At 64.4% G+C, this 15,292-nt stretch carries 14 protein-coding genes; 5 read left to right on the top strand and 9 right to left on the bottom strand.

Going from position 1 to position 15,292, the window contains the following annotated elements:
- Positions 1-28: 28 nt before the first annotated feature.
- From ACIQUC_RS09955 to ACIQUC_RS09975, 5 genes are all read right to left on the bottom strand, one after another.
- On the bottom strand, positions 29-307 hold the full coding sequence (locus ACIQUC_RS09955; protein WP_402266206.1) for a hypothetical protein: 279 nt from the start codon (positions 305-307) through the stop codon (positions 29-31).
- The gene (locus ACIQUC_RS09960) at positions 304-1,344 is read right to left on the bottom strand and encodes a hypothetical protein (RefSeq protein WP_402266209.1); all 1,041 of its coding nucleotides are present in this window, start codon (positions 1,342-1,344) and stop codon (positions 304-306) included. Before ACIQUC_RS09960 ends, ACIQUC_RS09955 begins: the two co-directional genes overlap by 4 nt.
- On the bottom strand, positions 1,325-1,987 hold the full coding sequence (locus ACIQUC_RS09965; RefSeq protein ID WP_402266212.1) for a hypothetical protein: 663 nt from the start codon (positions 1,985-1,987) through the stop codon (positions 1,325-1,327). The genes ACIQUC_RS09960 and ACIQUC_RS09965 overlap by 20 nt, the downstream gene beginning before the upstream one ends.
- A gap of 351 nt (positions 1,988-2,338) precedes the next feature.
- Positions 2,339-2,893 carry a hypothetical protein gene (locus ACIQUC_RS09970; RefSeq protein ID WP_402266215.1) on the bottom strand — a complete coding sequence of 185 codons (555 nt, stop codon included), beginning with the start codon at positions 2,891-2,893 and terminating at the stop codon, positions 2,339-2,341.
- Between the two features lie 134 nt (positions 2,894-3,027).
- The gene (locus tag ACIQUC_RS09975) at positions 3,028-3,810 is read right to left on the bottom strand and encodes a hypothetical protein (RefSeq protein ID WP_402266218.1); all 783 of its coding nucleotides are present in this window, start codon (positions 3,808-3,810) and stop codon (positions 3,028-3,030) included.
- On the opposite strand from ACIQUC_RS09975, the gene ACIQUC_RS09980 reads away from it, so the two are divergent.
- Positions 3,809-4,222 carry a hypothetical protein gene (locus ACIQUC_RS09980; protein ID WP_402266221.1) on the top strand — a complete coding sequence of 138 codons (414 nt, stop codon included), beginning with the start codon at positions 3,809-3,811 and terminating at the stop codon, positions 4,220-4,222. The genes ACIQUC_RS09975 and ACIQUC_RS09980 overlap by 2 nt on opposite strands.
- 5 nt (positions 4,223-4,227) lie before the next feature.
- On the opposite strand, the gene ACIQUC_RS09985 is transcribed toward ACIQUC_RS09980, so the two are convergent.
- Positions 4,228-4,512, bottom strand: a complete 285-nt coding sequence (locus ACIQUC_RS09985; protein WP_402266224.1) for a helix-turn-helix domain-containing protein — start codon at positions 4,510-4,512, stop codon at positions 4,228-4,230.
- A gap of 212 nt (positions 4,513-4,724) precedes the next feature.
- Here ACIQUC_RS09985 and ACIQUC_RS09990 point away from each other — a divergent pair, with 212 nt between their 5' ends.
- The 4 genes from ACIQUC_RS09990 to ACIQUC_RS10005 are packed head-to-tail and all read left to right on the top strand — an operon-like array spanning position 4,725 to position 10,940.
- On the top strand, positions 4,725-5,651 hold the full coding sequence (locus ACIQUC_RS09990; RefSeq protein WP_402266226.1) for a hypothetical protein: 927 nt from the start codon (positions 4,725-4,727) through the stop codon (positions 5,649-5,651).
- Positions 5,648-7,834, top strand: a complete 2,187-nt coding sequence (locus ACIQUC_RS09995; RefSeq protein WP_402266229.1) for a Mu transposase C-terminal domain-containing protein — start codon at positions 5,648-5,650, stop codon at positions 7,832-7,834. The genes ACIQUC_RS09990 and ACIQUC_RS09995 overlap by 4 nt, the downstream gene beginning before the upstream one ends.
- Positions 7,831-8,988 (top strand): ATP-binding protein, encoded by a 1,158-nt coding sequence (locus tag ACIQUC_RS10000; RefSeq protein ID WP_402267253.1) that lies wholly within the window; start codon positions 7,831-7,833, stop codon positions 8,986-8,988. The genes ACIQUC_RS09995 and ACIQUC_RS10000 overlap by 4 nt, the downstream gene beginning before the upstream one ends.
- Before the next feature lie 2 nt (positions 8,989-8,990).
- Positions 8,991-10,940, top strand: a complete 1,950-nt coding sequence (locus tag ACIQUC_RS10005) for a TniQ family protein (RefSeq protein ID WP_402266232.1) — start codon at positions 8,991-8,993, stop codon at positions 10,938-10,940.
- A 533-nt stretch (positions 10,941-11,473) separates the two neighbouring features.
- Here ACIQUC_RS10005 and ACIQUC_RS10010 read toward each other — a convergent pair.
- The 3 genes from ACIQUC_RS10010 to ACIQUC_RS10020 all read right to left on the bottom strand — a co-directional run bounded on the left by ACIQUC_RS10010 (position 11,474) and on the right by ACIQUC_RS10020 (position 15,183).
- Positions 11,474-12,829 carry a cyclic GMP-AMP synthase DncV-like nucleotidyltransferase gene (locus tag ACIQUC_RS10010; RefSeq protein ID WP_402266235.1) on the bottom strand — a complete coding sequence of 452 codons (1,356 nt, stop codon included), beginning with the start codon at positions 12,827-12,829 and terminating at the stop codon, positions 11,474-11,476.
- Positions 12,826-14,022, bottom strand: a complete 1,197-nt coding sequence (locus ACIQUC_RS10015) for an SAVED domain-containing protein (RefSeq protein WP_402266237.1) — start codon at positions 14,020-14,022, stop codon at positions 12,826-12,828. The genes ACIQUC_RS10010 and ACIQUC_RS10015 overlap by 4 nt, the downstream gene beginning before the upstream one ends.
- Positions 14,023-14,277: 255 nt before the next feature.
- On the bottom strand, positions 14,278-15,183 hold the full coding sequence (locus ACIQUC_RS10020; protein ID WP_402266240.1) for a DUF6602 domain-containing protein: 906 nt from the start codon (positions 15,181-15,183) through the stop codon (positions 14,278-14,280).
- Between the last annotated feature and the right edge of the window lie 109 nt (positions 15,184-15,292).

Here is a 15,292-nt window from a genome sequence, read left to right on the forward strand (position 1 = left end):
GCAGGTACCTCCAAGACGGGCGGGGCGGTCAGGGTTGCGGGAAGTCGGCCGCTGTTCGGCCGATGCGGTCGGGTGTGTAGCGGAGGATGAACTGCATGATCCGGTCCGCTTCGACGATCGCCGGGGCTGTCGGGTCCTGCGCGTTCGGGTCGACGTTGGTCAGCTGGAACCAGGGCGGTTCGTCGGTGTGGTCGATGAGGACGGTCGGCGGTGCTTCATCGGGGTAGTCGGTGTCGGTGAACATGACGGACCCGAAGAACCGGGTGTCGTCGTACGCCAACGTCAGCGACAGCAGCTGCAACATCACCCGACCCCGTCCTGGTCGCCGCTGTCGGGGTGCCAGCGGAGGTCGTGAGCAAGGTCAGCTCGGAAGTGCAGCAACTGCCGGAGCCCGTTGACCGCGTCCGTGTTCGCGTCGTCGTAGCTGTCGGCATAGATCACGTGCGCGGTAATGAAGTCATCCGTGCAGCACCCCTCGGCGGTGAGGATGGTGGTGTCTTGCGGGATGACGACTGTCACCGTTGCGTTGTTCGCAGTGGCGGGCTCGTAGCCGAGCGAAGCCATGTCGGGGTGTTGGGCGAAGAAAGCCGTGAGTCGGTTCGGTGGGACGAAGACGCCGGCTTGCTGCGCCGCCCACCGGTCCGACATCAGTCCACCGAGACCGATGAGCTGGTCTGCTTGGTCGTCGATGGTGTCGTCGCGTCGCCAGGAGGTGCGGATCCCGCCCGGCCCCGAATAGGCGGCCAGCGTCCAGTCCACGAGCTGGCCCAAATCGGCTGCGTCCCAACCGCGCTCGGTCGACACGACGTGATCGCCCAGCGTCCGAAGCGCCTCCGCAACCTGCTCGACCGACAGCCCAGACTGGGCCGCGATGTCGGCGGTGCTGCCGCCACGCGTCGTGACCGTGCGCGCGACGGCGAACACGTTCCGCCATCCGGGTGTCGCGTCGCGTTCCATCGACGACCCGTAGACCTGCTTGCCGTCCGCCCAGACGCGTTGCCGTTTCCCGTTCACGACCACCAGGTCCGGATACCGGCGCGCCAAGGACAGGACACCGCCTTCCGACCCTCCGGGCAGGACGATGAGGTCCTCGTCACGTTCGGCCGGGGTGCCGTCGTCGTTGATCGTCGCGGTCGGGTTCGGGGTGGACAGGAACCCGGACCGGCCGTCGTCGAACCGGAGCCGGTCAAACGCCTCCACCTTCGCCGGCATCCCTGCAGCCGCGAGCGCGATCAGCGTCTGGGTGATGTCGATCGTCCACCCGAGCCCGAACGGTAACGACAGGATCCTCTGGTGATGACGGATGTCCTGCACCCATTGCCGGTCACCCATCAGCGCCGCCACCGTCCGGCTCCGACGGCCGGGTCGAATCATGGCCGGTCAACCGCGGATCGTCCTCGGAGAGCCGTTCCAGGCCGAGTCCGGCTGCGTCGAGGATCGCGTTCTCGGACTCCTCGGTCGCGACGAACGACCCGATCTGCGCGTTGACTGCGACAAGAGTCCCTATTCGACTCCGCGCATCCAACACGACCGCAGCGACCTCCTCCTCGGAGCAATCCGAGGTCAGCTCAGGCCTCGACGGGTGCAGCGCAGGGAACTCGAGCCGCTGGACCGGCGGATGCCACTTGACGCCGACGCGGAGCACCCGGTCGTCCGCGTCGTTGCGATAGAACATCGACCCGAACGGGTGACCCTGGTCGAGTGTCAAGTCCGCGCCGTACAGCGTCCAACCGGACGCGGCGTAGGCGGGGTCCCATCGCTGAACCGGGAGGGCGCCAATGCCCATCCTCAGCCCTGGAATGAGGGCGTGGCCCTCATCGAGGTCAACAAGAAGGGCGCGCAAGTCGGGTGGGACCTCGGCCTTCAGCGCAGAGAAGGGGATTTGGGCCAGCCGGACATCGTCGCCGTGACCTTTCCGTGTCGGCCGTCGTCGGGCGGTACCGGGAGCGGCGCCGCGATTCCTATCGAAGGCATCCTTGTCCACCATCGGCTCGTCTCCCAAGCTCGCAACGGAGCGCTCGAGCGCTCGCCAAACGGACACTACAGTATCCACTTCCTGGAAGGAAGACGCTTGACTGGCGCGAGGATGAAGTCGGTTCTCCGGCGGCGCTGCCGACCCAGCCTCTCGGTGCGCATCGATGCGGGGGGGGGCTGAGCCGCGCACGGGTGAATGCTCGACCCGGACCCCTCGTTCACTGGCTGCGTCGCGTCCTTCCACATCCGGAGGAAGCTTGCGAGGGCCGAGAGCCGTTAGTGGCGCTGCCGCTTCCCCGAAGCGCCAGCCTGATCACCCCGTCGGGCATGCTGCTCGCCGGCGGTGCGGCTCTCGGGTGCGCTCTCAGTCGTCTCGGCTCCTCCTTGGCCGCCAGTGCGTCCACGGCTTGCGGTGGCGGTCGTAGGTCGGGTCGTTGTTGCTCGGTGTGAGTTCGGCATCGACGCGTGCGAACGCCGTGAGCCACGCTTGGGCGGTCGCGCCGCTGTGTGCGTTCTCGTGGATGACGAGCCAGCCGACCACAGCGGCGGCTGCAACGACGCCGCCCAACGCGAAGACGATGTCCGTGCCGGAGTTGAGGACTTCGCCGACGGATTTGATCGCCTTGAGCGCTTCCACCGCTTGCTCCGTGTGACCCGCGTCCGTCAATGCATCGGCCCGCGCTTGCGCGTCACGTCCTACTGCGACCGCGGACTGCTGCAAGAACAACGCGTAGGTGCCCAGAACGCCGACGTACGCGGCGATCGCTGCGACCCCGGCGCCCAGAACGGTTGCGAAACCTGGATGTGAAACCCTGCTGACACGAGTTGTCAGCACCGCGACGGCTTCGAGACGTTCAAGCTCCGGCGCGGTCCGATAGCGTTCGATTCGAGACGCGAAGTCGCGCAGGTTGCCGTACACGTGTGGGACCGGCTTCCTTGCCGCTCGAAAGCGCGCCCAGAGCGAATGCCGTTCGTTCCCCACCCGATGATTCAAGCAGGTCGTCGTCGCTTCACTTGCCGACGGATCTACAGGTCTTGGCTGCGCAGCGGCAATCATCGAAACTCGACACCGTGCAGGTCGGCATGATTCATCACCGCACGGGAAGCCTCGGTACCCGATGCGACTTGGACGCCGACATCTGCGAACGCCGACCACATGGTCGTCACCCGCATCCGCGCATCCCGCTCTAAGAGCCGCCGATCTGGCGCTGCTACCGACCGCAACGGAGAAGCCCGGCCAGCCCGGGCCAGAAGCGATGCCGCCTGCATCGACCACCACACGGTAACGTCCAGCGTCGCCGCGTCCTGCTCTCGCATGTAGCGCAGTGCCCCGACAGGTGTGCCCTGAAGTAGTTGCACGGTGCCGTCGCGGGGCAACCACTCGGTCGTGAGCGCCGGTGCCGGGCCGGTGTCGGCGAGCACGAGTCCCGGCAATCGGCGCGGTAAGCGAATTGTGAGCGCTCCAGATCGGGACACTCCCGCCGGAACGTCATCGGCATCGGTCTCGATGTTGCGGACCCGCTCGGCGCGTTGGAGGGATGACGATAGCTGGTGAAACACGGCGGCGAACTGCAACTCGGCCTGTTGGGCCCCCTCGAGCCACCGATCGAGTCCCTCGCGAAGCAGTAGCAGCAGATCGCTGTTTGTGCGCGCATACCTTGCATCGTCGGTCTCGACTGACCCGTGGAGGTCAGAGCCGAGTTGTTGCAGGACGGCGATGTCGACGGCAAGCTGCGTCTTGAGCTGGTCCTCGGTGAAGGACTCGTCGCCTATGCGCACCGCGATACCTTCCGACGTGAGCCAACCCCGACGAGTGGACACTACAGTGTCCATCATGGGCGAGTCGATAACGAGAGTCACGGTGACGGCTGGTCGCGCGCGCGAACTCGACCTTCGCTGGATGCGGTCACTGACCGTTCCCGCACAGGTGCAGATCGACGTAGTTGACCTGGGGTGGCGGTGTGACGTCTCCCTCTCGCGGCGCGGGGAGCACGTCGTCGTGATCGGCGATCTTCTCACTGGCGAACGCATCGTCCAAAGTGACGGGGCAAGAAGCTCGCCGCTCGTTCGATTCGCGCTCCTCGTCTTTCAGCAGCGGCAAGCGTTCGCACGCACGACCCGATTCTCCGAGCGCGGACGTGATGAGTCAGCGATCGGCCAGATCGCCGCCGCGAATCCAGATGCCGTGCTTCTCGCACCTGGCGAGACGATCCCGGAGCCAACTGGCAGCGAACTCGAGGACGGCTGATCGCGTCAGCCCCGCGGGCGGCCAGGCCACAAGTCGGCGCCGAGCGTACGTTCCAGGCGCGCGATGGTGAGCAGGTCGGGCCACGAGCCGCCCGCTAGCAACTTGTTCAAACCCCCATGCGCGATCCCGGCGTCCTTCGCAACCGCACGCACGCTCTGCTCGCCAATCGCCGCCCGAAGCCGAACCACGAACTGACGCGCAACCTCGGCGTGCGGGTCCGGCGAGGGGTCGAAGGGCCACGCCCCGGGCGACAGTTCGGCCGGCGTCGCCCGCTCCGTCCGGCCTGCCATGGCTCAAGGCTAGGGCCAGCGCTGCGCACAGAAGGCAAACACACTCGGCCCGCCGCTACCCCGCAACTAAATGGATACTGTAGTATCCGTACATCTGCGTCCCCAGGGCGCACAATCGAGGAATCTCCGCGGCGGGTCCCGCCGCACCCCCACCATGAGGAGCCCGACGCCGGGCCGGGCCCCGCTCACTGCGAACACCGCAGGAGGTAGCGATGAACGGCTCAACAACGCTTCGGGCGCCGGATCACGACTGGATCCACTGGGACGAACAGTGGTGGCCCGATCAGCCGCACGAGTTCGACGATGAACTCACACGACTGCTCGCCCGCGACCGGAAAATCAACCCGCCCGGTATCCGGGCCCGGATGCACCGACCGGTGCAAGGCGTTCGCCACCTCAAGTTCGACTCGGACCGGCGCTACCCGTACCCGCGCCTGTGGTTCAGCAACGACGGCGAACACACCCACTGGCGGGACCTACACGCCGTACGACGCGAGGACCTGATCCTTGCCCACCCGACCAGGGACTTCTCTCGGCGCAAAGGGCAGAAGAACAAGCCCATCGCACGATGGGTAGAGACCAACAACGACCTCATCACCTGCGAGTCGCAATGGGAGGGGTTCTTCGTCCTCCTTGCGGACTGGGACCAACGGGTGCGCCGTATCGCGGCGCAACCCTTCACGCTCGAGTTCCCGCGCGGGGCGCTCCTGCACCTGCACACGCCCGACTTCGTGCTCCTCACCGACGACCAATTGCCGATCGTGGTCGACATCAAGACCCCAGAGGAAGCGCTCACGGAACCCTGGCGCAGACGAGCACGCATCGTCGCCGCCGAACTGCGCCGCGCCGGCATGCTTCACCTCACCTTCACCGGGATACCCCGCGCAGCGCGCGAAAACTTAAGCGAGTTCCGCTCCGCGCTCCCAGACGACGAGGAAGTGGCACGGCTCCGCGAGCCGCTTCGTGACGCTTCCTCCCACGCGGTGACCGCAACACAACTCGCGTCGATGGCGGCAGCCCAAACAGGCGTCCCCTACCCCGAGGCTATGAGCGTCATTCGACGACTGCTCTGGCAGCACCAGCTCCACGCGGACCTCGCAGTCCGCTTCACCGAAGAGAGCCTGGTGTGGGCAGCATGAGCGACACCGACCTCATCATCCGGCCCGGCAAGGAAGTGACCCTCGACGACCGGACGCTCACGATCGGTCAGATCGGAGCAAGCGTCACCCTGCTCGACGGCTTCGGCAACCTAGTCGATACGGCACCGCTGCCCGACGTTGTCGCTGCGCTGCAGACCGACGACGGACCGCCAGCGTTTCTCGAGGTCCTGCAGTTCGAGGAAAAGCTCACAACGCACCAACGGGAGCGGTTGGATGACTTCCTGGACGTGCTGAGCATCATGGAGACCGGACTGCCCCGCAAGGCTTCGAAGAACCAGCCGATCCCCAAGCGATACAACCCAGCGCTCAGAACCTGGGGCAAACGTCTGCGAAGCCTGGCGAAGGACCGAGCTAAGACGTACCGCCCTTCAGGTGCGGCAAAAGGTCGAGCAGTGAAGAAGAAGTCGGAGCTTCGAGCCCTGCAACGTGCGTTCCAGCGATACCGCGAGGGAGGCATCGTCGCAGTCGTCGACCCTCGGCCGATCAAGACCCGAGGCTCACGAGCGCCAGAAGCAATCTGGGACGAGATGGAAACCCTCATGTCCGCGGACAGGGGACGCTCAATCGTGTCGGACCTCGAGTACATTCGTCGCCTCTGCGAGCACCACAAGGTGAAGACGCCGGGCCAGGGCGGGGTCCCCAGCCTCGCAACTATGCGGAGGATCTGCGCCGCCATCCGCATGCGCAACAAGGACACGATGCACGGCATCGCGGCCACCCGCCGGTCGGCCAGCAATGTTCCTGAACCGTCCGAGGTCCTGCGAGCCGCGACTCGGCCGGGAGAGGTGGTCCTGTTTGACACGAGCGTCGTGAACGTCATGCTCGACCATCCAGCCTTCAAGAAGGCTATCCGGGTCGAATACACCCTTGCCGTAGATCTCTACAGCCGCTCCTTCTGTGGCCTGTCAGTGACCATCAACACCTCGGGGCAAGGGGTCGCCCTGTGTCTAGCGGATGTGCTTCGCCCGAAGACGGGTGATGAGGTCCGAGACTGGACGGAACCCTGGGATCACCTTCGACCCCAGCCCTACGTGGGAATCCCGACCCTTTGGGGTCACGTTCCGGCGTTCGTGCCCGAAGACCTCGTCACGGACAACGGCAGCATCTACACGAATGCCTACTTCGTGCAGCAACTTGCAGACATGAAGGTCAGCTACGAGCCGCAGCGGACGTACACCCCCACCGACAAGGCTCAAGTGGAACGGGCGTTCCGCACCATCAAAGACCAGTTCGAGGCAGGCCTCGCCGGCTTCCTCGGCGGCGGGATCCAAGAGCGGGGCGCCCACCCGGAACTCGAGGACCTGCTCACAGTGGACATGTACGAGCGCCGCCTTCGGCAGTACATGGACCTCCACAACAACACACCTGTCGAAGGGCTGTACTTCCCACCGAACGACGACAAGCTGCACCGCGACCGCACCCCCTTCGAGATGTGGGATCACTGGACGCAGAAGGGAACAATCCGGGCTCCAAAGGCGAACGCGCAGTGGGTACGCATGTTGCCTCACAAGCCTGTGACAGTGACCTCGTGGGGGGTGAAATTCCGCCGGCTCAAGTACGGCAACCCGGCAAAGCTGCACGAGATGCTCCGCGACCCAAGAATCGCGGAAGGGCGCAAGGTCAATATCTTCTACAACCCGAGCGACCTCCGCTCCGTCTGGCTCATCGACGGAGACGGCAAGCCACACGAACTGCACTGGCGTCTACGTCGGCACGACACTGAGCGTTTCGGGGAAGCTATCCGCGGCAAGGTCATCTCCTCTCTGACGCAGCGCAACTTCACCGACGAGGAGTTCCTCGACAGGCTGACCTCCATGCGCGCAGAGTGGCGGCGCGAGGAACTCGGACACGTCGCGCTCAAACCCGGACGGAAAGCGCGGAAGTCGTCGCCCGCGACGCGTGCGAAGCCCAAGCAGCCGGCCAGATCGAAGCAGCCGCCGCGCACCTCGGCGCCTAATCAGGCAGAGCTCAAGCGTCTCGCTGCGGAGGACCTCCTTGAGCAGCAGCGGGATCGGATGCGCAAGCTCGACCCGCCTCCGATAACTCCGCTACCGCCGGAGCCCGCTCCCGCAATAGCGGCGCAGACAGACAACGCCATCCCCGCAGGCCAACGTCACCGCGGTCTGGAGAGCTATAGGCCTGGCTCCTCGTTGTGGAGATGACGATGGATTTTCGGGACGAGGACCGTCCGTGGCTCTCGCTCCTCACCGATGAGGACCGATGGTTCATGCAGCAGGCGACGAGCGGTGACGAGATCGACCCTGGGCTACGGACCGCCGCAGAGCTTCAGCTGATGAGTCCTGTGGAGCGCATGCTCTACGCGCAGGATCGCGCCGACTGGCATGCCGCGCTTCCCCTGCTGCAGACCACCCCGGTCAGAGAAGCCCTACGACGGCTGCAAGCCTCGGGAAATGCCGCGGCGTCCAGACGAGAGCACCGTATCCATAACAGCTTCGTTGTGCCCGGCGGGAGCTCTCAACACCAAGAGAGCGTCATGGTGCTGGATGGACCAGCAGGCGTCGGCAAATCAACGACCATGCGCGCCTACATCGCGCGCGAGATGGAACGCTACGCACAACTTCGCTACTACAACATGCTGCGGGGACGCGGCCAGCCCCTGGACAACCCCGACTTTGTCTTCCGGCCATGCATGTACGTATCGCTTCGCGCCAGCGCCACCCGCGTCGACATCGAACGGCAGCTCTGCGCGCAGTACGGCTGGCCGCACCCAACCAACGCCGGTTACATGCTCAATCGGCTCTTAGCAATTGCCGGCACACAGATCATCGGGCTCGACGAGATTCAATTCATCGGATTCGCCGGCGCGATGGGGCGCCAAGTCCACAACCTAATCCGTGACCTCGGGAACCAAGGAGTGCGAGTCATACTCGGCGGAAACGAGCTGGACTGGGTTCTACAAGAACAGCTCGGCATGGTCGCCGACCAGAGCCGAGGCCGCTGGCGTCGCATCGACATCACGCGTCTCCCTTACCGGACGAAACCGGACAAGGAGGAGTGGCGACACGTTCTCGAGTCAGTCGAGGATCACCTGCGCCTCGTCAACCAGGATGAACCCGGGTGGCTCTCGGAAGAGCTCGCCGAGTACGCCTGGGGGGCCTCGATCGGAGGATTTCGCAGCCTCACGACACTCATACGCGTAGCTGCGGCATCAGCGATCGATGACGGATCCGAACGCGTCACCCGCCGAACCCTCGACGAAGTAGAAGTCGAGATGACGGCGCAGGACGGACGCGAAGAGCGCATGGCCACCATGGCAAAGTTGCGCGACCGCAGCCGCATGCCTGTCGAGGAGTGATGATGAGTGATAGCAACAAGGCCGAAGGGTCGCTCCCAATTCGCCTGCATCCTCAGCAGGATGAATGGCTTCCCACGGCCCTTAATCGTTGGGCCTGGAACGATTTCGACTCTCCGCTAGCGGACCTTGACGCGGCGCTCGGCATCGACGAACTACACGCCAACGAGCTTCGCGCGCTCGGAAACAGGATCCAGCCAGCCGAGATGACCGCGCTTGTACGCTCCACCGGTCTTTCACCCATCCGACTTCAGGGGATGACACTCAGCCACTACCACGGTCGAGCGCTCACGCTGAGGCAGACGGCGAACCACCTGCAATGCCTGAGGAGTGACTTCCCATGGGTTCGCCGCAGCGGCACCCGATTCTGCCCGCACTGCCTCGCCGAACAGCCAGGCGTGTTCCTGATCAGCTGGCGGTTCAACTGGACGTTCGCCTGCCTCAGGCACCGGAAGATCCTGTCCGACGTGTGCCCCGGGTGCGGTCTCGAACTCCTTGAGCCACACGGTTCGCGCACTCGCCCGCGTGACCCAAACCGCTGCAGCCGCCGGATCCGCACGTCGTTTCAAGACTTCTACTGTGAGACCCGACTTGACGGCGACACCCACAGTGAACAGCTCCCGGCTGACTCGCCGATCCTCCGCGCTCAACGCCTTGTCAACAGCGTCATCGAACGAGCCGCGAGCCCAGATCTTGAACTTCGAGCACTCGTAAGCCTGATGGGGTCGGTGCGATCTGCGGCCTCCATCGCCGCCATTGCCGACCTCGCCCGCGTAGCGATCAGCGAACTCGTCGGGCTCATCGAACCCGAGCCGCATGCAGGCGGATCGCCGCCGCCCGACGCGCTCTCCTTCGGCGCGCTCGCTGCAGCTGCGGTCCGACTCCGAGACGACCCCGAACCGCAGGTCGCGAAAGCTCTCCGCGAAATCACGTTCAATCGGCCGCCGACCCCTGCGCCTCGCTCTGCCGGCCTTGGGCCCGGAAGTGTCAAGGAGCTCCTCGGACGATGGGGCAAGGTGCGTGCCCCGATGACTGACCGGATCGTCCGGGCGCTCGACAAGGACCTCTCACCGGTGGCACGAGTCCGCACTCGAAGCGCTGTACACGCGTTCGAGGTCGCCATCCTGGTGAAAACGACACCCGCGCAGAACCGACTCCGCGCGATGACCCTTCCGACGCGTCTCTGGCCCGCATGGGCCATTCCGCTGCACTTGGACCTCGGCGCGAACCTCGAGACTGTCGCTGACGCATTCGCTTCAGCTCTCAACGTCGGCGGGCCAAAACCCGAACTCCGACCAACGATGATCGGTGTTGGGGACCTCCGCGAAAAGGTTGTTCGCGCTCTTGCCGTACTCGAAACCCAGCTTACGGTGAGCGGTTCCCCGATCGACTACGACCGGCGACGAGTACTTCCATGGCAACGCTTCCTCCCCGACGCCGCCTGGTCACTAATCTGCGACGCGGACGGCAGCGACCCGGGGACCGGGCGGCGGGCAGTCCTCGCACGTCGATATATGCACCTGCGCCTCACTGGAGGCGCGCCGAGGGGCCTACCCAAACCGTTCAAGCGGACTCGACGCGATGACGCAGCGCAGGAGACCGCGTTCCTCCTACGATTAACCGAGGATCTGCAGAAGGCGATGGACGCCTACGCACAAACCTTCTTCGCCGAACAAGAGTGTGACTTACTCATGACCTACGGCTACTCTCCGACACGACTCACCACCGAGCCGCTCGTCTGGTCACCGGAACGCTCGGACCTTGCCAGGAGTCTCGCCGTAGGACGCGAACTCAACGACATCGACAAGGGCCAGCTCCACACCCTGCTGGCCGACGCGGGTCGCACGTTGACCGAACTTTCGACTCAGCTCCGGCGGACCGTTGCGCACGTCAAGCTCGCTATCGACGCATGGCCGCCGCCCGTCGTTCGAGGTAACGAGAGAAGGGATTGGTGATTGCGGTCTTGGGTACCACGGCGTAGGGTCCGCGCATGAACGGCAAGAACGAGGAGCAGCCCCACTGGAGGAAGCGGTTGTCCGACTCTGAGTTTCGGGCTGCTTTGCAGCGATCGGGCCTCGAATACTTCCCAAAGCCCTCGCGCGCTATCACACCGAACGATAAGGAGGCGGTTGAGCGCGCTTTCGACCGGATTCGAGAGTCATTGAAGGACGACTTCCCTCCGATGTAACGCTGTATACGGCGTGGCCTAGCAAGTTGTTGCCATCACGCTTAATCATGCCGATGCGTTGGGCGTCGCAGCGTCGCACTATGAGATCGTCCTGAACGTCGAGGGTGACGGGCACGTCGGGCGGTACGGAACCCGGGTCGAAGTTGGCCGATCCGGGGTGAGCGCCTTGCGGGAGCGCATCGATAAGCTCGGAGGAACACCCCGCGCCGACGGAGTGATGCACGCAACTTTCGGGTTTGGGCGAGGGTCTCGTTCACAGGCCGCGCCGCCGCAGCGTTGGCCGACGAGCGCCGCACCGAGTCAGCGGGACATGATGATGACGTCGTGCGTGGCGGTGGCGACAGCGACTCCGTCCTTCACGATCCATGCCTGCACCCAGTGAGCGCCGGGGAAGTCGCTGGTCTCGCGGATGAGCTCGCCACGCTTAAGGATCTCGCCACGGAAGGCCTCCCTATTCGCAGCCTCAGGCCCGGCGTTGCGCACCTTCCAGTACACGTCGTAGGGGCCGTCCACCGTGCAGTCCGTAATCTGAAAGTCAAGGGCCCGGCCGATGGGGACAAGGTTGCCATTCATCGTCAGCGGACGGAAACGACCCCGGCCCCTCTTCGTCGGCGACATCTTGCCGACGATTCGGAACGTCGAGGCGGGATCCCGCCGCTCCGGGAAGCCGTACTGCTCGGTCAGGGTTTTCTCTCCGGGAACCATCTGATGCTCGTAAGTGGGCAGGGTGGCTGCGGCTGCCGAGGCTGACAGAGCGAGAGACGATGTAGTGCTCGCACCGAACGAGACACCGAACAGCTTCTGCCAGTTCGTGACGCTGTCGGATGCTTCAGCATCGAGGGCTTCGCGAGCGAGCCGAGCCCACCGCTTCAGCTGGCTCTTGAGATTGTCGAACCCTGTCTGTGTGAGACGATCCGCGAGGTTCTGGCCGATCCGGTCGTCCACCCACGGCGGGGTGGAGTGCATGTTGAGGTAGTCGCGGAGGTCTTCGAGCAGCGCAGTGAAAGTCGTCGCGATGTTGCCGTAGTCATTGATTCCTGCGTAGCTCTTCACCCGCTCGGCCAGCAGCGCACCGAGCACGACGGAGGGGCAGTCGATGGAACTGCGGTCGCGAAGCCACTTTGTAAGGCGGATGACGCGAACGAGATGGCCGTTGGTCGTGCTGCTCTGGTCCTTGAGCCAGCGGGTGAACTCCGTCGGGTCCTGGAGCAGGAACTCGTTCTTCGTGCGATGAGTGATGTAGGTCCTGCCGTCGGCGCGCTCCACGAACGGTACGACGTCGATGTGGAAACTGTTCGCGAACTGAATCGTCACGCATCGCTTACTGAGAACGGTCTTGTCGGCGTAGCGCGGCACCGCATCGAGCGCCTTCTTGAGCTCCACGGTGTACTTCTTCGGTTGCCAGTCCACCTGCTCGACCATCGGCAGAAGGACGTCAGCGTCAAAATCGTTGCCGGAGAGCGGCTTGATGATGGTGCCGTGAGCGAACGAGCCCTGTGGGATGAGGCTTCCGTCGAGCTTGTCCTCGAGCAGCGCGCTTTCCTCCAGCGCCGTGTCCAGAGAGGACGTCCGGGTGTGGAGGAGGTCGAGACGAGTCTGGTTGAGGTTGACGTGGTCGCGGAGGAAGAGGTTGAACTCCTTGATGCGCGCGGTCATTCGCCGACCTCCATAGCCGTCTCGTATGCGTCGTGTCTGAGCTGGTAGACGACGATGTTCGGCTGAGCACCGCGCATCCGATGCCGTCCCATCGTGATGGCCGCCGGCGCGGGTACGGCCGCGACCAGGTGCAGGACGCGCACGCTTGGAAGTTCACTCTCGATGCATGCGAGCGCATCCCTCCATGCGAGCGCGAAGGACTCCATGGCCGCGCGACTGCCCAGAAGGTCCGGACGCGGCGACTCGTCCTTCGGCGCGATGGTGACCCGGGGGAGCTCCCTCAGGCGGCCGGGGAGACGCTCTTCTTTCACCGATCCACTCAGCTCGACGAGAACTGTGGCCTCATCCGAGTCACCGGTGCGCAAGACGGTGTCGAATACGGGGACGTCACCGTCGTCATCACTCCATACCCAGGCGGTCACCTCATCGGTGCGCTTCCGAGCGAAGAGCCGAGTCTCCGTCTTGTCGTCGAGTTTGGAGCCCAGGTAAACGAGCGACGGGATGGGAGCGAGGGCGAAGACGCTGAGCGACTCGACGTCGCCAGCGGTTACCGCCTCCGCGATGCGAGCCGCGAACCGGTCGATCTCCGTCCGATGAGCGTTCCACGCCCATCCGTCATCGTCGTTGCCTGGGAGATGAACCGAGAAGGCCCCATTGCGCGTGTCTTCCCCCATACCCGTGTATCCGTCGGCACGTAGCGCCTCCGCAACCTGCGGAAGCGAAATAGGTGCTCTTGTCCCGCGGACGTCAGCGCTCACCGTCACAACGGAAGTCGGCCGAAGCGTCGCGAAGTCGGTGACCTGCCGCACCCGGTTCTCGTGCAGCAGCTTCTTGGCGGTTAAGTATTCGACCGTGTACTGGTCGCGGTAGGCCTTGTCGTCGATTCTCTTGTGGCACGAATAGCAGAGGAGCATCAAGTTCTTTTCGAACGCGCGCTCGTCGGCGACGAGAGCAGAATCTCCTCGAGGAGATTCTTCACCCGATCCTGCTCCGACGATGTGTGCGATCTGCCCGTTGGGGATCGCGTGCCAGGTCCAATCGGTGGCATCCAAGAGGTAGGTTGCACAGAGGACGCACCGTCCTGCGGCTTTGGCCCAGAGCCGCAGGCGTGTGCTCTCCGGCACAGCCGTCCGAAGCACCGCGGTGTCCCGTTCCCGGCCCTCGTTCGGCCCCTTCGTCACCTGTTTCGTCATACTGCGCCGCTTCCCTCGCGAATCGAAGCAGCCTGATGAGTCGACTCTTGAGAGCAGAACGAGTGCACTGTCATCCCAGCTGCGCAATCGACGGCTGCCCTGCATCCCGGATCTCGAGATGGTCCTACTTCGGGGACCTAACAGTACAAGCGGGTACCGACACTCGCTAGCACCAAAAGGGTGGTCTCTCGCCGCCTGTCGTTCGCGGCAGCGCTAGTCGAGACTGGGGGTTTCTGAGCGCGGGTCTGCGTGGACTCAGAACAGCAGAGGATTCCCGTAATCGTTGAGAAGCATGCTTCCCTGCTGCAGCATGCTGTCCGGATAGATCGAACGTGGCCACGGTGTCGCCTTGCCTGACGATGCGTCCGCGCCGAACATGGCTTCCAACGCTCCTAGGGATGAGGCTCCCGGCGGAAGCAGTGTCTGGCTCAGCCACGTGACGAACTGCGCCAAGGGCGCTCCGGGAAGATCTGTCGTTGCTCCGTGATAACTGTTGAAAGAGGACATTGGCTGCCAATTGGCTGCGGTACCAGGAACGCTCCCCGGCGCCAATGACACGCGTCGTGCGCTGAAGAACGCGCGATCGGCGACGAGTAAAGCGTCCAGTTCCTCCCGCGGCGCCCGGACCAGCGGGTCCGTCGAGCTGTAGGCGGTCCTCTCGTGGAACTCTTGAATCGCAGCGCGGAAGTCCGTCGCGTTCCGGGCAAGCTCGCTACTGTGCGCGAGAAGTCCGAATGGGAACGGACCGCACAGTGCCTCGCGTACTGACCCCGGTGACGCCCCGGCAACCTCGAGCAGCCGACGCTTTTGCAGCAAGGCCTCGCCCAGGTGCTGGGGTCGTAGCGTGAGCTTTACAGAGAAGGCAGCCGCTACGCCGCTTGCGAGGACTGACGGGTCGTCCATCAAGTGGCTCGGGTAGTCGGGCTTCAAGACGAGGAGGTCAACCTCGTTTGAGTCCCCGCCCGGCCCAACGATGTATTTCCGAGAAACGACGGGCCAGGACGGTCCCCAGTCTCTCAGCAACCGTACCCAGGTGGCCTCTCCTTCATGGCCCGACCGCTGAGCGTCGTGCTCGCGCGCGTGCTGACGAGCTTCCTCATAGTCGGCTCGCACCTGATCCGCGACGCGACGGATCAGACCCTGGAACCTGTTCTCGGACACCTGCGCGAACCCCGTTCTCTTCTCTGGTCACACCCGACTGAGCTCTCGCCGACCATAACCGAGGTAGAGCGTAGAAGCGACGCTTTTCGTGAGCAGACCGCGCGACAGT

Origin of the sequence: Curtobacterium sp. NPDC098951 (assembly GCF_044759965.1) — a bacterium.
Taxonomy (GTDB): domain Bacteria; phylum Actinomycetota; class Actinomycetes; order Actinomycetales; family Microbacteriaceae; genus Curtobacterium.